The 23,292-nt window shown below is 55.8% G+C and carries 27 protein-coding genes and 1 riboswitch; of the genes, 20 read left to right on the forward strand and 7 right to left on the reverse strand.

All coding sequences use genetic code 11. The annotated features are described in order from the left end of the window. Positions 1-54 precede the first annotated feature (54 nt). The gene (locus CDI07_RS04565; RefSeq protein WP_168169236.1) at positions 55-810 is read left to right on the forward strand and encodes a hypothetical protein; all 756 of its coding nucleotides are present in this window, start codon (positions 55-57) and stop codon (positions 808-810) included. On the opposite strand, the gene CDI07_RS04570 is transcribed toward CDI07_RS04565, so the two are convergent. Then, the gene (locus CDI07_RS04570; RefSeq protein WP_088180480.1) at positions 764-1,447 is read right to left on the reverse strand and encodes an adenylate kinase; all 684 of its coding nucleotides are present in this window, start codon (positions 1,445-1,447) and stop codon (positions 764-766) included. The genes CDI07_RS04565 and CDI07_RS04570 overlap by 47 nt on opposite strands. Positions 1,448-1,503: 56 nt before the next feature. On the opposite strand from CDI07_RS04570, the gene CDI07_RS04575 reads away from it, so the two are divergent. Further along, positions 1,504-1,950 carry a single- stranded DNA-binding family protein gene (locus CDI07_RS04575; protein WP_088180481.1) on the forward strand — a complete coding sequence of 149 codons (447 nt, stop codon included), beginning with the start codon at positions 1,504-1,506 and terminating at the stop codon, positions 1,948-1,950. Here CDI07_RS04575 and trmY read toward each other — a convergent pair. Beyond that, complete coding sequence (gene trmY / locus CDI07_RS04580) at positions 1,934-2,545, reverse strand: tRNA (pseudouridine(54)-N(1))-methyltransferase TrmY (RefSeq protein ID WP_088180482.1); 612 nt, start codon at positions 2,543-2,545, stop codon at positions 1,934-1,936. The two genes, CDI07_RS04575 and trmY, sit on opposite strands and share 17 nt — an antisense overlap. A gap of 206 nt (positions 2,546-2,751) precedes the next feature. Here trmY and CDI07_RS04585 point away from each other — a divergent pair, with 206 nt between their 5' ends. Then, positions 2,752-3,090 carry a hypothetical protein gene (locus tag CDI07_RS04585; protein ID WP_145954975.1) on the forward strand — a complete coding sequence of 113 codons (339 nt, stop codon included), beginning with the start codon at positions 2,752-2,754 and terminating at the stop codon, positions 3,088-3,090. A gap of 16 nt (positions 3,091-3,106) precedes the next feature. Here the strand turns inward: CDI07_RS04585 and pyk are convergent, their stop codons facing one another. Beyond that, positions 3,107-4,543: a pyruvate kinase gene (pyk, locus tag CDI07_RS04590; RefSeq protein WP_088180484.1), complete on the reverse strand. Its 1,437-nt coding sequence runs from the start codon at positions 4,541-4,543 to the stop codon at positions 3,107-3,109. A gap of 98 nt (positions 4,544-4,641) precedes the next feature. Between pyk and CDI07_RS04595 the strand changes: the two genes are divergently transcribed. After that, positions 4,642-5,103 (forward strand): peroxiredoxin, encoded by a 462-nt coding sequence (locus CDI07_RS04595; RefSeq protein ID WP_088180485.1) that lies wholly within the window; start codon positions 4,642-4,644, stop codon positions 5,101-5,103. A gap of 49 nt (positions 5,104-5,152) precedes the next feature. On the opposite strand, the gene CDI07_RS04600 is transcribed toward CDI07_RS04595, so the two are convergent. Beyond that, positions 5,153-5,611, reverse strand: a complete 459-nt coding sequence (locus tag CDI07_RS04600; RefSeq protein ID WP_088180486.1) for a hypothetical protein — start codon at positions 5,609-5,611, stop codon at positions 5,153-5,155. Positions 5,612-5,717: 106 nt separating this feature from the next. Between CDI07_RS04600 and CDI07_RS04605 the strand changes: the two genes are divergently transcribed. Next, a complete protein-coding gene (locus CDI07_RS04605; protein ID WP_088180487.1) occupies positions 5,718-5,918 on the forward strand; it encodes a TIGR04140 family protein in 201 nt (66 codons plus the stop codon). Here the strand turns inward: CDI07_RS04605 and CDI07_RS04610 are convergent. After that, complete coding sequence (locus tag CDI07_RS04610) at positions 5,915-6,961, reverse strand: radical SAM protein (RefSeq protein WP_088180488.1); 1,047 nt, start codon at positions 6,959-6,961, stop codon at positions 5,915-5,917. The genes CDI07_RS04605 and CDI07_RS04610 overlap by 4 nt on opposite strands. A gap of 44 nt (positions 6,962-7,005) precedes the next feature. Then, entirely contained in the window at positions 7,006-7,695 is a 690-nt protein-coding gene (locus CDI07_RS04615) for a peptidase M54 (protein ID WP_088180489.1), read from the reverse strand. Between the two features lie 93 nt (positions 7,696-7,788). Next, positions 7,789-7,863, forward strand: a riboswitch (Fluoride riboswitch). 24 nt (positions 7,864-7,887) lie between these two features. Between CDI07_RS04615 and CDI07_RS04620 the strand changes: the two genes are divergently transcribed. The 4 genes from CDI07_RS04620 to CDI07_RS04635 are packed head-to-tail and all read left to right on the forward strand — an operon-like array spanning position 7,888 to position 10,165. Then, positions 7,888-8,754 (forward strand): hypothetical protein, encoded by an 867-nt coding sequence (locus tag CDI07_RS04620; RefSeq protein WP_088180490.1) that lies wholly within the window; start codon positions 7,888-7,890, stop codon positions 8,752-8,754. A 9-nt stretch (positions 8,755-8,763) separates the two neighbouring features. Then, positions 8,764-9,453 (forward strand): DUF6062 family protein, encoded by a 690-nt coding sequence (locus CDI07_RS04625; protein WP_088180491.1) that lies wholly within the window; start codon positions 8,764-8,766, stop codon positions 9,451-9,453. Continuing rightward, the gene (locus tag CDI07_RS04630) at positions 9,444-9,746 is read left to right on the forward strand and encodes a hypothetical protein (protein ID WP_088180492.1); all 303 of its coding nucleotides are present in this window, start codon (positions 9,444-9,446) and stop codon (positions 9,744-9,746) included. The genes CDI07_RS04625 and CDI07_RS04630 overlap by 10 nt, the downstream gene beginning before the upstream one ends. Continuing rightward, complete coding sequence (locus CDI07_RS04635; RefSeq protein ID WP_088180493.1) at positions 9,743-10,165, forward strand: hypothetical protein; 423 nt, start codon at positions 9,743-9,745, stop codon at positions 10,163-10,165. Before CDI07_RS04630 ends, CDI07_RS04635 begins: the two co-directional genes overlap by 4 nt. Here the strand turns inward: CDI07_RS04635 and CDI07_RS04640 are convergent. Beyond that, positions 10,162-11,442, reverse strand: a complete 1,281-nt coding sequence (locus tag CDI07_RS04640) for a sodium:proton antiporter (protein ID WP_088180494.1) — start codon at positions 11,440-11,442, stop codon at positions 10,162-10,164. The two genes, CDI07_RS04635 and CDI07_RS04640, sit on opposite strands and share 4 nt — an antisense overlap. A gap of 154 nt (positions 11,443-11,596) precedes the next feature. Here CDI07_RS04640 and crcB point away from each other — a divergent pair, with 154 nt between their 5' ends. The 11 genes from crcB (at position 11,597) to CDI07_RS04695 (ending at position 23,286) form a co-directional block, all read left to right on the forward strand. After that, entirely contained in the window at positions 11,597-11,968 is a 372-nt protein-coding gene (gene crcB / locus CDI07_RS04645; RefSeq protein ID WP_088180495.1) for a fluoride efflux transporter CrcB, read from the forward strand. Positions 11,969-11,972: 4 nt separating this feature from the next. Then, positions 11,973-12,353 carry a DUF190 domain-containing protein gene (locus tag CDI07_RS04650; protein ID WP_088180496.1) on the forward strand — a complete coding sequence of 127 codons (381 nt, stop codon included), beginning with the start codon at positions 11,973-11,975 and terminating at the stop codon, positions 12,351-12,353. Between the two features lie 54 nt (positions 12,354-12,407). After that, positions 12,408-13,625, forward strand: a complete 1,218-nt coding sequence (gene coaBC, locus CDI07_RS04655; RefSeq protein WP_088180497.1) for a bifunctional phosphopantothenoylcysteine decarboxylase/phosphopantothenate--cysteine ligase CoaBC — start codon at positions 12,408-12,410, stop codon at positions 13,623-13,625. A gap of 58 nt (positions 13,626-13,683) precedes the next feature. Beyond that, on the forward strand, positions 13,684-14,496 hold the full coding sequence (locus CDI07_RS04660; protein WP_088180498.1) for a mechanosensitive ion channel family protein: 813 nt from the start codon (positions 13,684-13,686) through the stop codon (positions 14,494-14,496). Between the two features lie 93 nt (positions 14,497-14,589). Further along, positions 14,590-15,312, forward strand: a complete 723-nt coding sequence (locus CDI07_RS04665) for a MinD/ParA family protein (protein WP_088180499.1) — start codon at positions 14,590-14,592, stop codon at positions 15,310-15,312. A 51-nt stretch (positions 15,313-15,363) separates the two neighbouring features. After that, positions 15,364-16,044 (forward strand): aspartate/glutamate racemase family protein, encoded by a 681-nt coding sequence (locus CDI07_RS04670; RefSeq protein WP_088180500.1) that lies wholly within the window; start codon positions 15,364-15,366, stop codon positions 16,042-16,044. A gap of 39 nt (positions 16,045-16,083) precedes the next feature. Further along, positions 16,084-16,377, forward strand: a complete 294-nt coding sequence (locus CDI07_RS04675; RefSeq protein ID WP_014011770.1) for a MazG nucleotide pyrophosphohydrolase domain-containing protein — start codon at positions 16,084-16,086, stop codon at positions 16,375-16,377. A 176-nt stretch (positions 16,378-16,553) separates the two neighbouring features. Beyond that, the gene (locus CDI07_RS04680; RefSeq protein WP_088180501.1) at positions 16,554-17,975 is read left to right on the forward strand and encodes a TldD/PmbA family protein; all 1,422 of its coding nucleotides are present in this window, start codon (positions 16,554-16,556) and stop codon (positions 17,973-17,975) included. Positions 17,976-17,985: 10 nt separating this feature from the next. After that, positions 17,986-19,308 (forward strand): TldD/PmbA family protein, encoded by a 1,323-nt coding sequence (locus CDI07_RS04685; protein ID WP_088180502.1) that lies wholly within the window; start codon positions 17,986-17,988, stop codon positions 19,306-19,308. A 96-nt stretch (positions 19,309-19,404) separates the two neighbouring features. Next, positions 19,405-21,816: a plasma-membrane proton-efflux P-type ATPase gene (locus CDI07_RS04690; RefSeq protein WP_226996613.1), complete on the forward strand. Its 2,412-nt coding sequence runs from the start codon at positions 19,405-19,407 to the stop codon at positions 21,814-21,816. 189 nt (positions 21,817-22,005) lie between these two features. After that, positions 22,006-23,286 carry an MFS transporter gene (locus tag CDI07_RS04695; protein ID WP_088180504.1) on the forward strand — a complete coding sequence of 427 codons (1,281 nt, stop codon included), beginning with the start codon at positions 22,006-22,008 and terminating at the stop codon, positions 23,284-23,286. The last annotated feature ends 6 nt before the right edge of the window (positions 23,287-23,292 follow it).

Below are 23,292 nucleotides of genomic sequence, written 5' to 3' on the forward strand. Positions count from 1 at the left end.
TATCTCTGTATGGAAAACCCTTAAAGTGATTTCGTCGTATTTAGTAACGGAGTGTTGGAATTGCTGACCGTCAATCCACCGGAATACTACCCAATCATTGACAAACTGTTCGCGGGAAGGATTAGGGAGGCAGTTGAGGCCTTTGGGGCATCGCTGGAGGAGCTCACCGTCTTCGTCCAGCCGGAGGATAGGATTCTGAACCTCATATTCTTCCTGAAGGTCCGGGGGCTCCAGAGGTTCCTCTCCATGGAGGTGGATCCCTTCGTCTACGGCCTCCTTGAGAAACTTGCCTCCGACGCCACGGAAACCTTCGGGAAGGTCTACGGGGTCAGGTTCGCGATATCTGGCTTCAAGGTAGTGGACGAACACCCCAAGGAGGAACACCCGGAGAGGGCGGCCAAGCTCGTAGTCAACGGCCCGGATGAGATGAGGGACGTTCTAGAACGCCTCGGAAAGGGCCTCATGATAACCCTGCGTGAGTGGAACGTGCGGTTCTCGGCCCTCGCGGTGACGGTGCCCATTGAGGAGCCCCACATCCTCACGATAGTCCTCAAGATGGAACACCCCGTTCCCCCCGAGGAGAAGAGGGGGCTGGAAAAGAAGCTGAGGCACAAGACGAGGACCTACCTCAAAACCCTGACAAAGAGGGTCATCCCCGTTGAGGTCAAGATACTCGACCCGGAGGATAAAACCCTCGCGTCGATCCTAAAGAGAAAGGTCGAGATCGAGAAGGAAGCTGAAGAGCTGGCAGAAAGCGATGAGGTCAGGGAGCTGATGAGCCTCCTGGGGAAGGAGACTCCCGGTTCCTGATGTAGTCCAGGAGGGGTCTTATCCTCTCCCAGACCTCGTTTATTCCACCGTGCCCGTCTATTCTAACGTACACGCCCTGCTTTTTGTAGAACTTGATGATCGGCTCCATGTTCCGCACGTAGAGGTCGTAGCGCCTTCCAACTATCTCCGGCCGGTCGTCCTCCCTCTGCACCAGTTTTCCACCGCAGATGTCGCATTTTCCGGGAATTTTTGGGGGCCTGTACCTCAGGTGATATACGGCACCGCACTTCGAGCATATCCTCCTTCCGGATATTCTCTCGACGCTTTCCTCCTTGGATATGGATATCTCTATGGCGACGTCTATGCTCATGCCGTGGTCGTAGAGGTAGTTCTCCAGGGCCAGAACCTGCTCCGCGGTTCTTGGATATCCATCTATGATAAAGTTCCTCCTGTCGCGCCTCAGCCGAGAGATTATCAGCGTGTTTACGACGGTGTCCGGTATAAGCTCCCCGCGCGCAAGGTACTTCTGCAGCTCCCTGCCGAGGGAGCTTCCGCGCTCTATCTCGGCACGTATCATATCGCCGGAGGAGACGTACGTCAGGCCGTAGCGCTCGGTTATGGTCCTTGAGTGGGTGGACTTGCCGCTTCCCGGAGGGCCGAATATGAGGATGTTCATTTTTCTCACCGTTAGTTATTTATTTCCCAAAGGATAAAACACTTACGGTGGTGGCCATGAGGCTGAGTACGGGATTCGTTCGTGCCTCTGGCTACGCCTACAAGGTGAGACGCGTTCTCTTCGCACTGACGCGGAAGAAAGTCGATCCAAGAGAGGTCGTCAGGGCGGCGGGAGAGCTGAACCAGAAAATCTTCGAGAAGCTCCAAGAGCTCGGCGTTGAGAAGAGCGACGTCGTCAGGATAACAGTACCGTTCAGGATTGAAGATGGAACCATCAAATGGGACTACGAGGAACTGAACATCGAGGTTTACAGAAAGAGCGAGGAAGAAAAGCTCGCGATGGCCATGGAGGAAATCGAGGAGCGCGAGAAGGCCCTCGAGGAGCAGATAAAGGAGCTCGAGGAGCTGGCACTGCAGCTCAGGGAGACCAGCGAAAAGATACTGGAGAAGCTGGAGGAGCTCAAGCAGGAGCACACCTCGCTGAAGCTCAGGGCGGAGGAGTGAGAGAGTCAAGGAATATGTTCACGTAGGCGACCACGTGGGATGCAAGGTAGCTCTTCCTCCCAACGCTTATTTTTTGCGCTATTCCTGCTAGAAAGGCCTCGTCTTCTTTTCTTAACCCTTCATGGTCGCCGAGAACGAAGGCCACGTTCTGGGGGAAACTCACGTCGGTTATCGGTCTCCCCTCCTCGTGGAGGTAGTAGAGGGTGGAGCCCTTGAGGGCTCTCCTAACGATATCCTCAAAGGTCATGTTGCTCACGTAGATGCCCGGCAGAACTTCGATCTCTTTGCTCGGTCCCTTCAAGCCTTCGGCGGCCTTAAGGGCGCGGATTATAAGCTTGGCGGTGCTGAGCTCATCGGGGTTGAGAGTCCTGGGCCTCATCTCCTGGCCCTCGAACCTTATCGCCTTCGGCGGGTTTGGCGGGCCGTAGAGGCTCAGCCATACCCTGACGTTTTTTCTGAAGCCGTGGGACAGGAGAAAAGCGGAGTTTAGGAACCTGCACAGAAGGTCTATTCTGCCGCTTGTGCCCGGGAGGTCCTTGAGCTTGAAATCCGGGGCGGTGTGTGCCTTGTTGGCCTTGACTATGAACGTCCTCATGCCTGTGAGTAGGAATCGATGTTTATAAGATTCACAGTCCCAAGGGCGGCGATGCAGTTTCTCCAAATAACTGTAGGAAAATCTTATAAATTGGAGATTTCATAACTATTTCTGTTAAGCGACACCCCCGAGATACGGGACTGTGAAACAAGATTTCCAGAATATTGAAACATATGGGATTAAATAGCCATCAAGAGGGCATCCCGGTGGTCAGGATGAGGAAGGTTGGGATTGTTTTGGGGGAGATCCTCTGGTACCTCGGGAGAGACACCAAGGGGGCGCACGTATTTGAGATAAACGTCTACGGCAAGCTGAATGCCGAGCACAGCGATACTCTCCGGGAAATCCTGGGTTATGCGATGTCAGAGATTCAGGTTATTTACAACGAGTGGGGGAACTACCTCAGAATCAGGCTGCTGGTTCCAGAGGAAAACCTTGGTGGATTCATTGAAAGATTCGTCAGTGACGGAGAACCCATACAGACAGTGATGGCAGGGGCAAAGGCGTCGCCCCTCCCGCCGCTTCAGAACCCCGGACGGCATTAAAGGGGATAAAAAAACATCAAACCGTGAATATCCGGATGGTGTTCGTGCCGACCGTCTTTCCTATCGGCGTCCCCTTGGTCAGGAGAACCGGGTCGTTCTCTTTGACCAGTCCCAGCCCCCGTATGAGACGCAGTATCTCCTCCTCGCTGGTCTCGGTGACGACGAAGGGGTAGACACCGTACGAGAACATCAGACTCCTGGCAACGTGCTCGTCGGTGGCGAATGCTAGAACCCACTGCTTCGGCTTGAAGCGCGATATGAGCCTTGCCGTCTCTCCAGTTCTCGTTGGGGTGAGTATGTACTTGATGTCCATCGAGTTAAGCGCCTCTATGATGCTCCTGGCTATCGTGTCCTTTATCGTGCCCTTCTTCGGGCCCTTCTCGCTCCAGCGGGTCATCTTCCATTCGATGATACGCGCAGACCACTGGGAGTCCCTGTACGCCTCTATCGTCTTGGCTATCCTCGCCATCATTCTAACCGCATCGACGGGATACTTCCCAACGGCCGTTTCTTCAGAGAGCATAACCGCGTCGGTGCCGTCTAAGATAGCATTCGCCACGTCCGTGACCTCCGCCCTGGTGGGCAACTTCTCTTCGGTCATGCTCTCCAGCATCTGCGTGGCGGTTATCACGGGTTTCCCGGCAACGTTGGCCTTGTGTATGAGCTTCTTCTGAAGGACGGGGAGCTTCTCGATGGGCATTTCAACACCGAGGTCGCCCCTGGCTATCATTATTCCATCGGCGGCGCAGAGTATGTCGTCGAAGTTCTTCACGGCGTCCGGCCTTTCTATCTTCGCGATTATGAAGAGACTCCCCTTCCGCTCCTCCACGAACCTCCGGACCTTGAGAACATCGTAGGCCGAGCCGACGAAGCTTATACCTACGGCGTCAATGCCATGTTCAATCGCGAATTCGATGAACTCCAGATCCCTGTCGGTCACGGCATCTATCGCCATCCTCGCCTTCGGCACGTTGATGCCCTTGTAGGAGAAGAGGGTCCCTCCCACGAGAACCTTGCAGATGACGTCCGGACCGCGAACGTCCTCAACGCGCAACGCTATGAATCCGTCGCTCAGGTATATGACGTCCCCCTTGGACACCATTTTTGGAAACTCCTTGAACTCCACGGGTATCTCGCCCTCGGTTCCAACGACGTCCCTCGTCGTCAGAACCACCGTCTGCCATCGTCTCAGCGTTACTGAACCGTTGAGTATCTCCCCAACTCGGATTTTGACCCCAGGGAGGTCTCCGAGGATCGCCACCGGACGGTTGAGCCTCTCAGAGGCTTCCCTCACGGTCTCGATAGTCTTAGCATGCTGCTCAAGGTCACCGTGGGCGAAGTTTATCCTCGCGACGCTCAACCCGGCCCTAATCATGGCCTCGATGGTCTTCCTGTTCATCGAGGCGGGGCCTATCGTGGCAACTATCTTAGTTTTGTGAGACGGAAGCTTCATGTTCCCACCTAATGGAACAATTCAATCCATTCCTAAATAATCTTATCCCACGCAAAACGTTTATGAATTCGGATACCCTAATTGGGGAGGGTGATGGAATGAACCCACTGGAAGTCATGGTTTTTGATGAAGAGGGGAAGAAAGTTTCACTCCGCGAAGTTCTGGGTGGCAAATGGACCGTTCTCTACGTCTACCCCAAGGACAACACACCAGGCTGCACCACCGAGGCAAAGGAGTTCACAGAGCTTCTCTCCGAATTTGAACGGCTCGGCTTTCAGGTTGTAGGCGTCTCAAAGGACTCCGTGAAGAGCCACATGAAATTCAAGGAGAAGCACGGGCTGAAAGTCAGGCTACTCAGCGACCCAGAGGTGAAGCTGATAAAGGCCCTCGGAGCCTGGGGTAAGAAGAAGCGCTACGGGAAAGCGTACGAGGGAGTGATAAGGAGCACGTTCATATTCGACCCGAACGGCGAAATCGTCTGGAAGAAACTCAACGTCCGGGCAAAGGGCCACGCGGCGAAGGTTCTCGAGGAAGCGAGAAAGCTGGTGAACGGTTCGTAGAACAGGACTTTCTGGTCTAAAAATCAAAAAAGTGAAGGAGGCAGTGGGCTCACCTCATGAAAACGAAGCCCACTATGTCCCCGTCGTAGGCTAGGAAAACCTTAACGCCGTTGGAGGTTTCGTAGGCGGCGTAAACGCTCAGCTGGGTGAGGTCGTAATCGCCAACGACCTTCCCGACGTGATCGCCATCGTAGACGAGTTTCTGGACGGTTATGCCGCGGTTGTTCGTGAACTCCTCAACCGAGACCTGGGCAAGATAGTCGGTTACCTCGGCAGGGTCAACGCTCACCTCGGTTAGGTTGGCCGACTTCACACCGAGGCCCATGTAGGGAGTCCCCTCTCCGGCCATCATGTGGCTGTTTCCGTGTCCCATGCCCTTGGCGTAGGCCATAGCCGTGCTTCTCTCAACTTCCGGGTTCGGTCCCGGAGTGCCCTGATAGGCCGCAACGGCCCCAAACACGAGGCCGAAGACGGCCAAAGCCATAAATCCAGCCAGCAACTTCTTCATGTCACTTCACCTCTCCATGTGCAATTGTAATATTACATATGTGAGATTCTTTATAAACTTTACGGTTCCGGAAACGATAAAACCCTCCGCGTCGAGCATGACCACCATGAGACTGCAGATAACGACCGCGATACCACCTCACGAGCTGGAGGAGATACTCAAAAAATCCGGAGCGGGGGTTTCCATCACGGTAAAAGACGCAGAGCCATTCCACGGTATGCCCCGATGGAACGTGACTGTTGAGGGAACCGAGGAAGAAGTGGAGCGCTTCATGGAGACCCTCAGACTCGCTAGGGCAGGGGGTTAGCCCACTAGGGCGTTTCTGAAGCCGAACTTCTCAACCATCTCGGCGGCTTTCTGCATTTCATCCTCGTTAAGCCCTCTGTTGATCTCAGGATGCTCATCCGCCCTGTATTCCGACCGGTACTGAAACATCACGTTGAGGCGCACGTCACGCCCGAGGTTATTGGATATCCATTTGAGCACAGGTCCCGTGCAGCATTCGAGGTGTCCCGGAACGACCAGATGCCGTATGAGGAACTCCGCCCCAAGGTGCTTCCTAGCGAGGAGGAAATTCCTCGTCACAACCTCCCAGTACCTCGGAACCCTCGAGTACTTCCTGGCGCAGACGTCGTTTCCCCACTTAAAATCGGCGAGATAAACGTCAACCACGCCATCGAGAAGCCTCATGGCCTCCTCGCTCATGTACATGTTGGAGTTCCAGACGACGGGAACCGGAACGGTCACGTGCCTCAGGGTTTCCAGAATGAATGGCAGGTTGGGCGTCGGCTCGCCGCCGACGAAGTTAACGTTCCTGGCGCCCCGTTTGAACGCCTCCCTAATTTTCAGTGCCATGAACTCGGGAACGTGCTCCACCCCAACGCGATACTGGCTGATGTCCCAGTTCTGGCAGAAAACGCACCGGAAGTTGCAGCCGGAGAAGAAGACGGTGTAGGACGGCACCAGCTCAGGTTCCTCCCCGTAGTGGAGGAAGTCGCTCGCAACGAGACTCTCTCGAACGCGGCAGTAACCGATGCTCTTCCTCCTGTCAACGCGGCACTTTATCTCGCAGAGGGTGCACGATTCCAGAATCCTGTTGGCGATGAGCGCCTTGAGGTCGAGAAGGCTCTTCCCCGGGGCCTCGGTGAGGTCGTTGTCCCTCAGCCTGCCCATGCCATCGGCGTGCTCGTTCCAGAGCTCGTCGAGAGGGGCATCCTCACTAAAGCTCACCGCAACCTTTCTCGCATTGAAAAATACAGGCTCGGCCTCCCCATCGAGGATCGAGAAGTAGCGGGGTAAGGCCTCCCTCGCGCCCTCGGGTCCGTACCTGTAAAATCTCCTGCGCCACATCACGATGCTGTACGTTTAAACCCCTAAAACGTTTGCCTCATCGCTCAATCCCTGAGGTTGAGGTCGGACCATTCAACGGCCCTCTTGAGGCTGATGAAGCAGGAATCACAGTAGCCGAGCATCCTGGAGTCCCATTCCTCCATGCTCGATGGCGAGTTCATGACGCAGTTGTTGGTGCAGTGGTCGAGGCCAAAGCTGTGGCCGACCTCATGGAGAACCCCCTTGAGGAGGCGGTTCTTGAAGAGCTCAAGCTTGGACCTCAGAAGCTCTCTATCTCCATTCTCCCCGGGCTTCTTCAGGAGTTCTGAGAGTTCGGGGGGTTCAAATGGCCTCATCGAGAGCACCATAATCCTGAGGCCGATCCGCGTTTCGTGTATCCCAAGAAACTTTTCGAAGAAATCGAAGTAGGGATTGCGAGAGACTAGCGGGAAGGTCGTCAGGGCGAATATCTTGTTCATCTTGATGTCTGGCCGCTCCTCTATCTCGTTGAGAAGCTTGGCGTGGAGGACGTCGACCAGAGCCTCGAGGGGATAAACCCTGACCTTGCCTTCGGGGGTGTTCAGGCTTATCAGGTACCCAGGCTCAAGCTTGAGCTTCCCGATGTACAGAAACCGCAGGGGGATGTCGCTCTCCTCGAAGAAATGATTGGCCTCGTCAAATACGTTGAACACGACCTCCCTTATGACTTCCTCCTTCACGAAGTTCCCGACGTATGTGAAGGCTATGAATTCCATGATTTCATCACAAATGAAAGGCCGTTTTATGCTTATTAAATTTTTAGGTTATTAGGTAATTGCACCACAAACGTTTTTAAACGCCTTTCAGATGGTCTTTCGGGCGATGGCGTCCGCCCGGGCTTCGAGCCGAACCGCCCGTCGAGGGCTGATGACGCCTGTTCTCCGTCAAAACCTTAAGGAGGCGGTAGAATGGGCTCGAAGCTTTATGAAATTGGACGATTCATTAACGCTGATTCGCTCATCAGGTACATAGAGGAGAGACGCCACGAGGACGGTGGCTACTGCTTCGTCAGCGTCCTCAACGATACCAACGTCAACGATACGTACTACGCGGTCAAGATTTACGACCTCCTCGGGCTCGAGATTCCGGAGAGGGAAAAGACCATCGAATTCCTGGAGAAAGCAATACAGCCCCAGACCGCGGTGGTGGCGATAGCGATGGCCTTCGAAGGCTTGGCAATATTGGGAGCAGAGGACGTTGCTATGGAGCACCTTGACATCGTTTTTACCAAGTACAGTCCGCTGGAAGGCAAATTCGCCGTCGGCCTAGGCGGGAGCGAGGAGTTCGGAACGGCGACGCCGCTGGAGGCAACCTACTGGGTCGTTAAGGCGTTCAAAGCCATAGGCTATGAGTTCAGCACCGACGAAAAGGAAGCGATGAGGGCCTTCGTTATGAAGTTCAGAAACGGCAACGGTTACGGCGTCAAGGGCCCCACGACGACGATGACCTACCAGGCACTCTACACGCTCCGCACCCTGGGCTACAGGCCACCCAGGAGTCCTCACTTTAGGAACTGCGAGCTCTGCGGCGACTGGGGCGGCTTCACCGAGGTTCCCTACAGCCTTCCCCCGTACCTTGAGCCGACCTTCTACGCGGCCAGGGGGCTGGAACTTCAGGGCGAGGCCCCCAGCTGTCCGAGGAGGCACGTCTGGTTCATACGCCAGCTGCAGAATCCCAACGGCGGCTTCAGGCGCTCTCTGGAGCTGGGCATCTCGAACTTCCAGAACACGTACAGGGCCCTGGCCGTGCTGGATTTCATGGAGCGCTTCCTCTGAGTGGTGTGAATGGACCTGATAGGCATGTACCTCCGGGATGCAATGGGAGAGGGCTGTCCCGTCTGCAGGATACTCCGCAAATACGAGGAGTCAGAGATAGAGACGATCCTCTACGAGCACGTGAACGACCCAGGGGTGCGAGAGAAGTTCAAGGAGAGCCTGGGTCTCTGCACCTACCACGCATGGAAGACCCTCAGGGAGGCCTACTCCGACCCCCTCCTAGGGCCGCTTGGAGTGGCGATTATCTACGAGCACATGCTCTCGTCCTACGTATCATCGCTGGAAAGGGGTCGGATTCCCGAGGAGGGAGAATGCTTCCTCTGCCAGTTGATGGAAGAGAAGGAGACCAACACAGTGGAGGCGCTTGCGGAGAGAATCGGGGAGCTCCTTCCGGTGTACGAGGACTCGGAATCGGTGCTCTGCAGGAGACACTACGGGATGCTGCTGTCGATCCTTCGGCGGACGAATCCGGATGCCGCGGAGAGGCTCGAGACCGTTCAGCTGGAAAAGCTGCGGGTTCTCAGGGAGCGGCTCGGGTCGTTCATCGACAAGTTCGACTACCGTGCCGAGGAGAAGCCAACGAAGGATGAAATATCGTCACTGCTCCTGGCGATAGAAGCCCTGAAGGGCCTCGAAACGGGGGTAACGGTGAGGAAAACCCGGGGCAGAAAAAGCCGGAGGGGCTTTCCGTGGAGATAGAGGTCACGAACGACGAGCTGGGAAGGATAAGGAAGAACAAACGCGAGATAGAGGTGAGGTTCCGGGATCTGGAGGGGCTTGAGAGGACTTTGAGGGTCCTAAAGCTACGTCTTCTCATCGAGCAGAGAGAGAGGGTCGAGAAGAGGCTCGTCGAGATGAGAACGAACTACATCGAACTAACCGAGTTCGAGGAGACCGCAAAGCGCGACAAGGAGTTCCTGATGGCGTTTCGAAAAGAGCTCAGCGAGGAAAACAAGAGGCTTAGGGCGGAGCTGGAGGCCAGGAGGAGATGAAGCTTACAGTGAGACCAAAGAGGGGCTGGCGGAGGGTAACGTTCAAGATTCCGGACGAAACTATGGAGAGAATCAAGGAACTCTGCGAACGCTACGACTTCCGGGTGGAGGAGGCAATCAGGATAATCCTCCTTCACGGCTACCTCGAAGACGACCCCAACGCCAACGAGGAAACGTTCGAAAGACTCAATGAGGAGATATCCCGACTTGAAAAGGAACTCTACGAGCTGGAAGGCAAATGGTCTCCCCTGAAGTTCCGCTCCTACTACATCGCCCTGGACAACCAGAACCTTGCGATACAGCTTTCGGCGATGATAGCCGAGAACAAGAGGCTCCGGGAGCGACTGGGACTTCCAAAAAGGGACTACGGTGAAGTTGAGGAGAAGATACACTACTACCTGAACTTCGGGGCGGACTAATCCAGGAGCCTCTCCCTGAGGAGCGAAACCCACGCCGACTCCAGCAGCATCGAGAGCAGAACCGTCATAAGGCCTGCGCTCAGTATCAGCTCTCCCCACGCGATCATCTCGGGACTGTTGTAGGCCCTGCCGAGGACGACCGGCAGTATCGCCATGCTCGCGGCAACGGCACCCTTCGGCCCCTCAAGGGAGATGAAGAGGAACCGCTTGAAGCCAGTGAATGGCAGGACAACGAGGGAAGCCAGCGGTCTGGCGACGAATATCACGAACAGCGCCACCAAGAGCGATGTAGCTATCGTCCCCCACTGCAGGTCCGTGAGGTCAAGGCTCGCGCCGAGGAGCACGAAGATGAATATAACCGAGAATGTCGAGAGGACGTCGTTGAACTCCATGTTTCTCTCCACCGCATCGTCCACCTTACTGCTTTCCCTCTTGAAGAAATCGCGGTGGTTTCCGAGGATGAGGCCGATTATGGTGACAACGAGGAATCCCGAGGCACCGACGAACTCTCCAACAACGTAGCCCCCGAAGGCCATCGCCAGGCCGAGTATCTGCGTGTAAGGGCTTCTGTAGAGGCCAAGCCGCACTATGGCCTGGTACGCTATGTAGGCTATAACCGCCCCTATGATGGCCGAGACAAATATCTGGTAGAGGAAGTAGATGATAGCCGCAACGTAGAGGCCGGCACCCTCCAAGACCGGTTCGACCGGTGCGTAGCCGGGAATCTCCGGAATTATGAGGAACAGGGCCACCATCGTGAGTATTATCGCGAGGGGACCGTTGAATATGGCCTCGGTGATGATTATCGTCTCGACATCCTCCGGGACCTCGTGCTCTTGGAAGAGCGGTATCAGCGTCGCGGGGTCGGTGCCAGAAACCACCGCCCCGAAGAGGAAGCCAACAGGGAATGGGACGTCAAAAGCCCACGAGAAGAACCAGCCGGCTAAGATGGCAGTTCCCAGAAGGCCAATCGTGTCGAGCAGTGTTATGACGAGCTTGTGCTCCTTGAGAACGGCGAGTCTGAGGCTGAATCCCGCCGCGAAGAGAACCAGGAAGAGCCCAAAGGCGCGGACGTAGTAGAAGAGCATCCTGGCGGTCTGGGGAAGGATCAGAGTCAGGACGGGGCCCACGAGAACACCGAGGAGAACGAGGAGAGGTGTGTAAGGGAACTTCGTCTTCCTGCTGATGAGCATCGCCAGTATGCCCGAGAGGAGAACCATCAGCGAGGCGAGGGCTATTGTCTCTATTCCAAACTCAAAGCTCGGGACACCAGGCATAGTAGCCACATCACATAGGGCGGCGGGGAATTATTTAAGGGTATTGCCGTCATCCCAGGAAATCCCTCAATGGAAGACTCCCAAAATCTTAAGTAGGGATCGCTGGATGCATGCTGGGAGGAAGGCAGAAGGTCGCGAATCCAGGGGTGGGAAGATGAACTTCAGAATAGTAACCGCGATAATGCTCGGCGGCGCCCTCGGTGCGCTGGCGAGGTTCTACATCTCGGGAATACTGCCGGTTTACAGGGACTTCCCGGTTGGAACGCTCCTCGTGAACAGCATAGCCAGCCTTATCCTCGGCTACCTCTACGGCCTGCTCTTCTGGGGCATCGGGGTCTCGACCGAGTGGAGGCTCTTCTTCGGGACTGGCTTCTGCGGGGCGTTGAGCACGTTCTCAACGTTCTCCTACGAGACTTTTTCGCTCCTGCGCGAGAGGGAGTACCTCGTGGCTGCCCTGAACGTCTCGGCAAACGTTATAATCACGATAGGCCTAATATTCCTCGGGTTCGTCCTTGCAAGGAGGTGATCTTGTGGTTGAAGTCGAACACTGGAACACGCTTCGCCTTCGCATCTACATAGGCGAGAACGACCGCTTTGATGGAAAGCCCCTCTACAAGGCGATAGTGGAGAAGCTCCGCGAGATGGGCATCGCCGGGGCAACGGTGTACCGCGGCATCTACGGCTTTGGAAAGAAGAGCCGCGTTCACTCCGCCGACGTCATGAGGCTCTCAACGGACCTGCCCATCGTGGTTGAGGTCATTGACAGGGGCTACAAGATCGAGAACGCCATAGGCGAGATAAAGCCCATGATAAAGGACGGCATGATAACCGTCGAGCCGACCATCGTCGTGTGGGTGGGCACCAAGGAAGAGGTTAGCAAGTTCGAGGACGACGCCGTGAGGGAACTCTGAGTCCCTCCTAAGTATTATATATGAGTTAGTGCAACCCCTTCTGGAGGTGTCATCATGCTTCACCACGTTAAGCTTATTCACGCCACCAAGAGCCGGAAGCTTCTCGGGAAGAAAATCGTTCTTGCAATCCCCGGCAGCATAGCCGCGGTTGAGTGTGTAAAACTTGCCAGGGAGCTTATTCGACACGGCGCGGAAGTCCACGCCGTCATGAGCGAGAACGCTCAAAAGATAATCCATCCCTACGCGATGGAGTTCGCCACCGGAAATCCCGTCGTGACGGAAATCACCGGCTTCATAGAGCACGTCGAATTAGCTGGAGAGCACGAGAACAAGGCCGACCTGATCCTCGTCTGCCCGGCAACTGCAAACACGATAGGGAAAATCGCCTGCGGTATAGACGACACACCCGTGACAACAGTCGTAACCACCGCTTTCGCCCACACACCGATTATGATAGCCCCCGCGATGCACTCCAGCATGTACGAGCACCCCATCGTTGTCGAGAACATCGAGAAGCTCAAGAGGCTCGGCGTCGAGTTCATAGGCCCGAGATTCGAGGAGGGCAAGGCGAAGGTCGCCTCGATAGACGAGATAGTGTACCGCGTCATTAAAAAGCTCCATCCAAAGACCCTCGAAGGAAAGCGCGTTCTCGTCACTGCCGGCGCAACGAGGGAGTACATAGACCCGATACGGTACATAACCAACGCGAGCAGCGGCAGGATGGGCGTCGCCATAGCGGAGGAAGCGGAACTCCGGGGGGCGGAGGTCACGCTCATCAGGGCGAAGGGGAGCGTTCCCAGCTTCGTCGAGAACCAGGTTGAGGTCGAGACCGTCGAGGAGATGCTCCAGGCGATAGAGAACGAGTTAAAGGCCAAGAAATACGACGTCGTTATCCTCGCCGCCGCCGTAAGCGACTTCCGCGTCAGGGAGAAGGCCAGCGTAAAGATAAAGAGCGGAAAAGCCTTAACGCTTGAGCTCGAACCTACGCCAAAGATAATAGACAAGGTTAAGGAACTTCAGCCCGATACGTTTCTCGTCGGTTTCAAAGCCGAAACTGGCCTCAGCGAGGAGGAGCTCATCGAAGCGGCGAGAAAGCAGATTGAGAGAGCCGGAAGTGACCTCGTCGTGGCAAACACGCTGAAGGCCTTCGGTAGTGAGGAGAACGAGGTTCTGCTCGTGACGGAGAAGTCGGTACGAAAGATTCCGAGGATGAGTAAAAGAGAACTCGCCGAAAGGCTCTGGGACGAAATAGTTTCGATTCTCGGCCTATGAGGGAAAAACCTTTTTTACCTTCTTAACCAATTCTTCTAAAACCATTCGAGGTGATAGTATGGTAGCCTTCGATGAGCCCCTGCCCTACATAGGGGTTACGCCGTTCCAACTGGTATCGGCACTGATAATCCTGATAGTGGGCTACATCGTGGCAAAGATTCTGGTCTCGCTCTTCAAGAAGAGCATGAGGAAGACGAAGCTCCCCCCTCTGGTCGTTGAGTTCCTGGGGAGGTTCCTGGCGGTACTGCTATACGTCGTCATCATAATAGTGGCGTTGGGGGCAGTCGGTATCTCCGTGTCCCCGCTCATCCTCGGCCTATCGGCCGTCATAGGCTTGATCTTGGGCTTCGGCCTGCAGGATACGCTCACCAACCTCGCCGCGGGCGTCTGGATCGCCGCCCTCAGGCCGATAGACCTCGGGGAAGTCGTTGAGGTCTCAGGTCAGACAGGAAGCGTCAGCGGCATCGGACTTATGAGCACCGAGCTCAAAACCCCCGACAACAGGGTAATAACGATACCCAACAAGCTCGTCTGGGGTAGCATAATCGTAAACTACACGAGGATGCCGACAAGGAGGGTTGACGTTGACATAGGCGTCGCCTACGGCACGGACCTCGACAGGGCCATAAAGCTAGCCATGGACCTAATGAAGAACCACTCGCAGGTTCTCGACGACCCCGAGCCAAGCGTGGTCATAACCGCACTCGCGGATTCCTCCATCAACTTACAGCTCCGCGCTTGGGCCAAGACCGAGGACTACTGGGCAGTCAAGGGAGACCTAACGAAGGGCATCTACGAGCTCTACACGAAGGAAGGCATAGAGATACCGTTCCCGCAGCTCGATGTTCACGTCAGGGAGATGCCCAAGTGATGCCCTTTCCCTCTTTTTAACTTTCAAGAAAAGATTTTTGAACCTTGCCGCCCAGTTTTATTATTGTCAGAAGCCGTTACAAAGTGAGCAGGGATGGTGGTCATAGGAATAACCGGTTTTGAAGGCAGCGGTAAGACCGCCCTAACTGCGAACATAGGGGCCTGCCTAGCCATGAGAGGCATCAGAACTCTTCTCGTCGACGCCGACCTGTACTTTCCCAACTTGGCGTTCCAGTTCGGGGTTGCTCCCAAATACACGATTCACGCCTACCTAGAGAACCCAAGGATGGACCTGGAGTGGTTAACGTATCCGTACATGGAGATAAAGAACCTGCATCTCCTCCTGGGTGACCCCAACGCCCCAATACGGCATAGACTATCCTTCAAAAACCTAACGACTCTTATCGAGTACTTCAAACCTGCATACGGCGCCGTTCTCATAGATTTTCCCTCGGGCCTTCCGATAGACGCCCATCCACTCATCCCGGAGCTCGATTATCAGGTGCTCGTCATAGACCCCAGCACAGTGCCCCTGAGGAACCTAAACGACTGGGTGGACTCGGCGATCAGGAAGTTCCTCCACCTGGGAATCGAGGACTTCTGGGTGATTCTCAACAAGCCACTCATACCAGAAAAGAACCTGGAGGCCCTTGAAAAGTTCGTCTCTGAGGAACTGGAGGTCCCCCTTCTCGGTACGGTACCGTACGACCCACTGATACTGGAGGGAACCTACAACGGCACCCCACTTTGCGCGTGGAGTGACGAGCTGGGTGTGATAACCAGGCTTTCCTATACGTTTGAAGAAATTTTCTTCTAATGCTCCAAAAGGCTCATAAACCTTGGGATGTCCCGTTTCTTGGTGATTCTCATGAGGAAGATAGGAATAATAGGCGGAACAAGCCCCGAGGCGACGTGTTATTACTACAAGAAATACCTGGAGATAAGCCGCGAAAAGTTCGAGCCCTACGTCTTTCCCGAGCTGATAATCTACTCGATAAACTTCAAGGAGTTCATCCACAACCCGAACGGCTGGGAGGGGAGGAAGGAGATACTCATAAAGGCCGCCAAGGCCCTTGAGAATGCTGGAGCGGAGATAATATCGCTCTCGGCCAACACGCCGCACATCGTCTTCCCGGACGTTCAGGAAGCCGTGAGCGTCCCGATGGTGAGCATAATCGATGCGCTCATCGAGGAGATAAAGAGGAGAGGCGTCAAGAGGGTTCTCCTCCTCGGGACGAAGACAACCATGACCGCCGACTTCTACAAGAACGCCCTCCGCGAGGCCGGTTTCGATGTCATCACGCCGAACGAGGAGGAGATGGACGAGCTGAACAGAATTATCACAGAGGAGCTTATGTTCGAGAACTTCGCCAGCAGGGACTGGGTGATCGACCTCATCAACCGCTACATAGAGAAAGAAGGAATCGAAGGCGTCATCCTCGGTTGCACCGAGCTCCCGCTGATAGTGAAGCAGGGGGACGTTGAGGCCGAGGTCTTTGACACCGTTGAGATCCACATGAGGAAGCTCATCGAGGTAGCTAGCGAGTGATTTTTAAGCCCTTTTCTTCCCCTCCCCTCAGGTGAGAACATGGAGATACGTGAGTTTCAGGAGATGATTAGGGAGATCTACTTCCACAAGGACTCGAAGAGGGGAGTGGAGAGAACCTTCCTCTGGTTCGTAGAGGAAGTCGGTGAGCTGAGCGAGGCGATAAGGAAGAACGACCGCGAGGCCATGGAGGAGGAGTTCGCCGACGTTTTAGCGTGGCTCGCCAGCTTGGCCAACCTACTCGATATCGATATTGAGGAAGCGGCGAAGAAGAAATATCCCGGCGTCTGCCCCTACTGCGGAAAGAAGCCGTGTGAATGCGAGGAGAAGTTTTGAAATTTCTGGGGGCTCCGGTTCTCCTCTTCTTCCAATAGAGTTTAATTTTGAGCCTCTTGTCCGTTGATTTCAACTTGTCTAAAAGTTTAGGTGCCCTCTTTTCGACCGCCATCTTAACGGAAAGACTTTTATACTTCCGGACGCACTATTCTATGCAGTAAACCGAGGTGATGTGCATGCATGAACTCGTAGAGTTCGCGGTTGAGAAGGCCCTCGAACTGGGGGCAAGCTATGCCGAGGCTCGCTTTGAGGAGAAGAACGGCACTTCTCTGGCTATGAAGAACGGCAATCCCGAAGGCCTTGAGATACTCGCCGATAGGGGAATGGGCGTAAGGGTTCTGGTCGATGGAGGAATGGGCTTCGCAAGCACCAACGTCCTCACGAAGGAGAGCGTGAGCGAGGCCGTCAAGAAGGCCGTCAAGCTGGCCAGAGCGGCCTCCAAGGTGAGAAACGAGCCCATAAGGTTCAGCGATGAGGACTTCCACGAGGTTTATTACGAGGTCAGGATGCGCAAGGACTTCAGGGACGTCTCCCCGGAGGAGAAGATGGAGCTCCTCAGGAAGGTCGAGGAGGAGGTAAAGGCAACCGGGGTAAACGTGCCCATGCGCTACCTCGGCTACTCCGATCAGGTGTGGCACAAGATAATAGCCAACAGCGATGGGGCATTCATCGAGAGCGTCATACCGAGAGTCTCGGTGATGTACAACCTCGTTGTCTTCGAGAACGGCCAGATGGAGCAGGCTCCCTTCGTCCAGAGGGCGTTCTCCGGCGGATTGGAGCTCATCGAGAAGGACGAGCCGTGGAACTGGGCGGTGAAGGATGTCCAGGCCCTCAAGAAGCTGATTTACGAAGGCCAGAAGCCGCCTGAGGGCAGGGTTGACCTTGTCATAAGTCCCGAGGTGGCGGGCATAGCCGTCCACGAGAGCGTCGGCCACCCATACGAGGCCGACAGGATCTTCGGAAGGGAAGCCGCTCAGGCCGGAGAGAGCTTCGTCAAGCCGGATATGCTCGGTGAGAGGATTGGAAGTGAAGCCGTCACCGTCATAGAGGACCCGACCCTGCCGAACAGCTGGGGCTTCTACCTCTACGACGACGAGGGCGTCAAAGCGAGGCCGCGCTACCTCATCAGGGAAGGAATAATCACCGAGTTCCTCACGAATAGGGAGTACGCCTATAAGCTTGGCCAGCGCTCCAACGCGGCCGCGAGAGCGATAAACTACAACCGCGAGCCGATAGTCAGGATGGCCAACACCTACCTAGCACCCGGGGATTACTCATTCGAGGAGCTGATTGAGGACATCAAGCTCGGTGTTTACATGGTCTCGTTCAACGAATGGAACATCGACGACAGGCGCTATCAGCAGAGGTACATCGGCAGGGAGGCCTACCTCATCGAGAACGGCGAGATAAAGCACCCGGTCAGGAGGCCTATCCTTGAGATAACCACCAGAGCGTTGTGGAGCAGCGTCGATGCCGTGGGCAAAGATGTCGAGTACTACCCGGGAACCTGCGGGAAGGGCGAACCCGGACAGGGCGTCCCCGTCTGGATGGGTGGAGCGCACGCGAGGCTCAGGGATATACCGCTGAGGAGGCCGTGAGGTGGTGGAGATGTTCGACGTTAACGAGTTCATCCTGAAGAAGGCCAAGGAGCTTGGATTTGGCGACGTCGTCGTTCTGGGCTACGAGATGGACAGGCGCCAGGTTCGTTTCGCCAACAACGAGATAACCGTTGCCAAGAACTGGCACGAGAGGAAGGTGGAGCTGTTCGTCGAGCTTGAGAAGCGCGTCGCCGGAACGAGCATCACCGAGCTGAGCGAAGAGAACATCGAGAGGACTCTGAAAACCCTCCTGAGCAACATGAAGGGCATGGCGCCGAAGGAGGACTACTACGGAATAGCTGAGGGGCCGTTCCAGTATAAGGACATCCCGGAGACCTTCGACAAGGCCATAGTCGAACTCGACGAGCCGAACGAGTACGTGGAGAGGGCCATCAACGCCGCCCTTGAGGAGGGGGCGAAGAGGGTAGCGGGTGTCCTCTACACCGACCACAACAAGCTTTACCTGACCACGAGTAACGGCGTTGAGGCCTTCGACGAGGGCACCGGGATAGAGATAAGCGTCAGAGCCTTCATCGGAGACCTTGAGAGCGGCCACGGAACGAACTCCGTGAGGGTTCTCAAGAAGTTCGACCCCGAAAGCGCCGGGAGGAAGGCCGGAGAGATAGCAAAGCTCGCCCAGAACCCGGAGCAGGGGCCGGAGGGGAAGTTCGACGTAATCTTCGACCCGTTAGCGTTTGCGAACCTGCTGAGCTACATGAGCTTCATGACATCGGCTTACGCGGCAGAGGCCGGTTTCAGCTTCTTGGTGAACAAGCTCGGCCAGAAGGTTGCCAACGACATCGTCACTATAAAGGACGTCGGCAACATGCCCAACGGCTACGGAACGAGGAAGTTCGACGACGAGGGAGTGCCCACGAGGGAAACAACGATAATCGAGAACGGAACCTTCAAGACGTTCCTGCTCAACACGAGCATGGCGAAGAAGTACGGAACCGAGACGACGGCCAACGCTGGCCTCATAATGCCCCACGCCTGGAACATCGTCCTTGAGCCGGGCGACTACTCCAGGGAGGAGCTGTTCAGCGAGGTCAAGAGGGGAATCTACATCACCAACGTCTGGTACACCCGCTTCCAGAACTACGTCGCCGGCGACTTCTCGACCATCCCGAGGGATGGGATGTTCCTCGTCGAGAACGGCGAGCTGAGGCCGATAAGGAACATCCGCGTCAGCGACAACTTCCAGAGGATCCTCGAGGGAATCAAGGCCCTTGGAAAGGAGAGCTACCACATCCACTGGTGGGAGGTCAGCACGCCGGTTTCAACGCCCTACGTTCTCGTGGAGGATGTTGGCATAACGAGGGCGACGAAGTGATTGCCCCTCCAATTTCTTTTCTTAGTTGCATGACACTTAGACTTTTGTAACAAAAGTTGTATAAAAAATTCCGCCCGACTCATTCTGGGGGTGAAAATGCCTGTAGAGAAAGATTACAAACATATGAGTGTCGATGACGTTTTAAAAGCCCTTGGAACCTCCATAAAGGGTCTTTCCTCCGAGGAGGCAAAGAAGCGGCTCGAGAAATACGGACCCAACGAAATCCCCGAAAAGAAGGTCAATCCCATCATCAAGTTTCTCTCCTACTTCTGGGGGCCGATTCCCTGGATGATTGAGATCGCCGCTGTGCTCTCGGCAGTAGTCAAGCACTGGGCGGATTTCTGGATAATCGTCACGCTGCTCGCACTCAACGGCCTCGTTGGGTTCTGGGAGGAGCACAAGGCGGAGAACGTTATAGAGTTCCTCAAACAGAAGATGGCGCTGAAGGCGCGCGTTCTTAGGGACGGGAAGTGGAGCGTCATACCGGCGAGGGAGCTCGTCCCCGGCGACGTAATAAGGCTCAGGATGGGCGACATAATACCCGCGGACGTTAAGCTCATAGAGGGGGACTACCTGACGGTCGATGAATCCGCCCTGACCGGCGAATCGCTGCCGGTTACGAAGAAGGTGGGCGACATAGCGTTCTCGGGCTCGCTCGTGAAGAAGGGTGAGATGACGGCGGTGGTAATCGGAACGGGCCTCAACACCTACTTCGGAAAGACCGTCCAGCTGGTCGAGAGCGCCGAAACGGTGAGCTCGTTCCAGAAGATGGTGATCAAGGTAGGCGACTACCTGATAGTAATCTCCCTAATACTCGTCTCGATAGTCTTTCTGGTCGCAATACACAGGCACGAGAGCCTCCTTGAGGCGCTGCGCTTCAGCCTCGTGCTGACCGTGGCCGCAATTCCGGCGGCGATGCCCGCAGTTCTCAGCATAACGATGGCCATAGGCGCGCTGAACCTCGCCAAGAAGCAGGCCATCGTCACCAAGCTCGTATCGATAGAGGAGCTGGCGGGTGTTGACGTCCTCTGCTCCGACAAGACCGGGACGCTGACGAAAAACGAGCTCACGGTTGGCGATCCGGTGCCCTTCAACGGCTACACCAAAAGGGACGTCGTTCTCTACGCCGTACTCGCGAGCAGGGAGGAGGACAACGACCCCATAGACCTCGCGATTCTGAGGGCTGTAGAGAGGTTCAATCTGGGGGAGCTTCTGAAGAGGTTCAGGCAGGTGCACTTCACCCCCTTCGACCCGGTGATAAAGCGCACGGAGGCTGAGATAACCAACGACGAGAACTTCAAGGTGGCGAAGGGAGCGCCCCAGGTCATACTCGACCTCTGTGACGTCCCGGAGGAAGTTCGGAGGAAGGCGACGGAGACCGTGGACGAGCTGGCCCAGGACGGCTACCGCGCCCTCGGCGTGGCCAGAACCAGAAACGGCAGGTGGGAGTTCGTCGGAATAATTCCTCTCTTCGACCCTCCAAGGGACGACGCCCCGAAGGCCATTAAACAGATACGGCGGCTTGGGGTAAACGTCAAGATGGTGACGGGAGACCACATAGCGATAGCGCGGCACATAGCGAAGATACTCGGGCTCGGAACGAGGATAGTGTCCATGAGCGAGCTGCTGAAGGCGAAGAGGGACTCGGAAGTCGAGAAGCTCGTGGAGGGGGCGGACGGCTTTTCCGAGGTTTTCCCGGAGCACAAGTTCCACATAGTTGACGCGCTCCAGCGGAGGGGCCATCTGGTTGCGATGACCGGGGACGGCGTCAACGATGCCCCCGCACTGAAGAAGGCGAACTGCGGCATAGCGGTTTCCGGTGCGACCGACGCGGCAAGAGCAGCGGCGGACGTCGTCCTCCTCCAGCCCGGACTGTCCGTCATCGCCCACGCCATACAGGAGGCACGGCGAATCTTCCAGAGGATGGAGAGCTACGTCATATACAGGATTACGGAGACCATCAGGGTGCTCTTCTTCATAACCTTCGCGATACTTGTCTTCAACTTCTATCCGATAACCGCGGTGATGATAGTGCTCCTGGCGCTCTTCAACGACGCCCCCATCCTGGCGATAGCCTACGACAACGTCGTTACGCCGCAAAAGCCCGTTAAATGGAACATGTACAAGGTTCTAATCCTCTCAACGCTCCTTGGCTTCGTCGGAGTCGTCAGCTCGTTCATACTGTTCTACATCGCCGACAGGGTGCTGCTCCTCAGCAGACCTGAAATCCAGTCCTTCATATTCCTCAAGCTCGCGGTCGCTGGGCATCTGACGATATTCGTCACGAGGGCAAGGGGACACCTGTGGGAGAAGCCCTATCCAAGCTCGCTCCTCCTCTGGTCGGCGATAATAACCAAGATACTCGCCACACTGGTCGTGGTTTACGGCATCTTCGTGACCCCGATAGGCTGGAAGCTCGCGGGGCTGATATGGGCCTACGCGCTGGTCTGGATGCTGGTGATAGACGAGGCAAAGGTCATTGTGCTGAAGCGTATGGAGGGGCTCTGAGCGCTCAGGGCTCCCTCAGGAGCTAAGGTCGTTGAGTGACGAAAAGACTGGGAGGACCACTATCAAAGAACGTGAAGTCACGTTACTCTCCAGAATCCCCGGAGAATTGCCCAAATATGCGTAACAAGACGGAACGACCGAGAAAACGCTTAAAAACTTCTTCATGCAAATGAAATCGGGTGGTGAAAGGTGGAGGCCATCGAAAACTCCCGGTTGAATAAGTTCCACTACACGCTTTTAGCCATCCTTGGAACCGTATGGGCGTTCATAGCCGTGAACACCATCTCGGCAGGATTTGTCATAGCCCTGCTCAAGAACGACCCCGCCTTCCAGGGCAGCCTCACAAAGCTCGGATCCCTCGGCTCGGCGGCGCTCTTCGGTATGCTCTTCGGCGCGTGGCTCTTCGGCTATCTCGCCGACAGGATTGGGCGGAAGAGAACCCTCACCCTCGCGGTTGCAACATTCTCCATCGGCTCGATAGTCAGCTCCTTCGCGGGTAGCCTGGACGCCCTCATAGCCCTGCGCTTCATCGTCGGCCTCGGCCTCGGCGGCTCGCTACCGGTTGCAAGCTCCTACTTCGCCGAGTTCATGCCCCGCTCGATAAGGGGTGCGATGATTTCAATCCTCGAGAGCTTCTGGGCGATAGGAACGATAATCATAGGAGTGGTTGCCATCCTCGTGAAGGCCGACTGGAGGAGCATACTGCTCTTCGGCGGCGCGATAATACTCATCCTTCCGCTGCTCCTCACCCTCCCCGAATCGCCCCGCTACCTGCTCATCAGGGGGCACGTTAAGGAGGCCGAGGAGATCATCAGGAAAGCCCTCGGTGTGAGCGTCAGGCTTGAGGTTCCGAAGGAGACGAAGAAAACCTCGGTAATGGATCTCTGGAGAAAGTACGGAAGGGTTACACTTATGCTCACGATAGCCTGGTTCAGCATAGCCTTCGCCTACTACGGCTTCTTCATCTGGCTTCCGAAGTTCTTAGCCTCGACCCTCGGAATCACCGTCTTCAAGAGCTTCCAGTACTTCATCATCACTGCCATCGCCCAGCTGCCCGGCTACTGGAGCGCCGCCTATCTGCTTGAGAGAATCGGCCGGAAGAAGACCCTCTCCTACTACCTCCTGCTCTCGGGAATAGCCGGAGTCGGCTTCTATTTCGCTGCCAACTCAGGAAACGATACAGCGATAATCGCAAGTGCCATAGCCTTCAGCTTCTTCAACCTCGGTGCCTGGGGAGCGATATACGCCTACACGCCGGAACTCTACCCGACGGCCGTCAGGGGCACCGGAACCGGCTGGGCAGGAGCGATGGCGAGGATAGGCGGGGGAATCGCGCCGATCTTGGCCGGCAGGATAATGGAGCTGAGCGGGAGCGCCTTGGCGGTACTTGTGATTGCGGTGGTGGCGATAATCGGCGCGCTGGACGTCCTGGCGCTGGGAGAAGAAACGATGGGAAAGAGCCTTACCTGAGCTTCT

Source organism: Thermococcus sp. 5-4 (assembly GCF_002197185.1).
GTDB classification, from domain to species: domain Archaea; phylum Methanobacteriota_B; class Thermococci; order Thermococcales; family Thermococcaceae; genus Thermococcus; species Thermococcus radiotolerans.

Bases quoted from the DNA above. Each gene is read 5' to 3' on its own strand.
- CDI07_RS04570 (WP_088180480.1), bottom strand. From the start codon at position 1,447: ATGAACATCCTCATATTCGGCCCTCCGGGAAGCGGCAAGTCCACCCAC.
- CDI07_RS04575 (WP_088180481.1), top strand. From the start codon at position 1,504: ATGAGGCTGAGTACGGGATTCGTTCGTGCCTCTGGCTACGCCTACAAG.
- trmY (WP_088180482.1), bottom strand. From the start codon at position 2,545: ATGAGGACGTTCATAGTCAAGGCCAACAAGGCACACACCGCCCCGGAT.
- pyk (WP_088180484.1), bottom strand. From the start codon at position 4,543: ATGAAGCTTCCGTCTCACAAAACTAAGATAGTTGCCACGATAGGCCCC.
- CDI07_RS04595 (WP_088180485.1), top strand. From the start codon at position 4,642: ATGAACCCACTGGAAGTCATGGTTTTTGATGAAGAGGGGAAGAAAGTT.
- CDI07_RS04600 (WP_088180486.1), bottom strand. From the start codon at position 5,611: ATGAAGAAGTTGCTGGCTGGATTTATGGCTTTGGCCGTCTTCGGCCTC.
- CDI07_RS04605 (WP_088180487.1), top strand. From the start codon at position 5,718: ATGAGACTGCAGATAACGACCGCGATACCACCTCACGAGCTGGAGGAG.
- CDI07_RS04610 (WP_088180488.1), bottom strand. From the start codon at position 6,961: ATGTGGCGCAGGAGATTTTACAGGTACGGACCCGAGGGCGCGAGGGAG.
- CDI07_RS04615 (WP_088180489.1), bottom strand. From the start codon at position 7,695: ATGGAATTCATAGCCTTCACATACGTCGGGAACTTCGTGAAGGAGGAA.
- CDI07_RS04620 (WP_088180490.1), top strand. From the start codon at position 7,888: ATGGGCTCGAAGCTTTATGAAATTGGACGATTCATTAACGCTGATTCG.
- CDI07_RS04625 (WP_088180491.1), top strand. From the start codon at position 8,764: ATGGACCTGATAGGCATGTACCTCCGGGATGCAATGGGAGAGGGCTGT.
- CDI07_RS04635 (WP_088180493.1), top strand. From the start codon at position 9,743: ATGAAGCTTACAGTGAGACCAAAGAGGGGCTGGCGGAGGGTAACGTTC.
- CDI07_RS04640 (WP_088180494.1), bottom strand. From the start codon at position 11,442: ATGCCTGGTGTCCCGAGCTTTGAGTTTGGAATAGAGACAATAGCCCTC.
- crcB (WP_088180495.1), top strand. From the start codon at position 11,597: ATGAACTTCAGAATAGTAACCGCGATAATGCTCGGCGGCGCCCTCGGT.
- coaBC (WP_088180497.1), top strand. From the start codon at position 12,408: ATGCTTCACCACGTTAAGCTTATTCACGCCACCAAGAGCCGGAAGCTT.
- CDI07_RS04660 (WP_088180498.1), top strand. From the start codon at position 13,684: ATGGTAGCCTTCGATGAGCCCCTGCCCTACATAGGGGTTACGCCGTTC.
- CDI07_RS04665 (WP_088180499.1), top strand. From the start codon at position 14,590: ATGGTGGTCATAGGAATAACCGGTTTTGAAGGCAGCGGTAAGACCGCC.
- CDI07_RS04670 (WP_088180500.1), top strand. From the start codon at position 15,364: ATGAGGAAGATAGGAATAATAGGCGGAACAAGCCCCGAGGCGACGTGT.
- CDI07_RS04675 (WP_014011770.1), top strand. From the start codon at position 16,084: ATGGAGATACGTGAGTTTCAGGAGATGATTAGGGAGATCTACTTCCAC.
- CDI07_RS04680 (WP_088180501.1), top strand. From the start codon at position 16,554: ATGCATGAACTCGTAGAGTTCGCGGTTGAGAAGGCCCTCGAACTGGGG.
- CDI07_RS04685 (WP_088180502.1), top strand. From the start codon at position 17,986: ATGTTCGACGTTAACGAGTTCATCCTGAAGAAGGCCAAGGAGCTTGGA.
- CDI07_RS04690 (WP_226996613.1), top strand. From the start codon at position 19,405: ATGCCTGTAGAGAAAGATTACAAACATATGAGTGTCGATGACGTTTTA.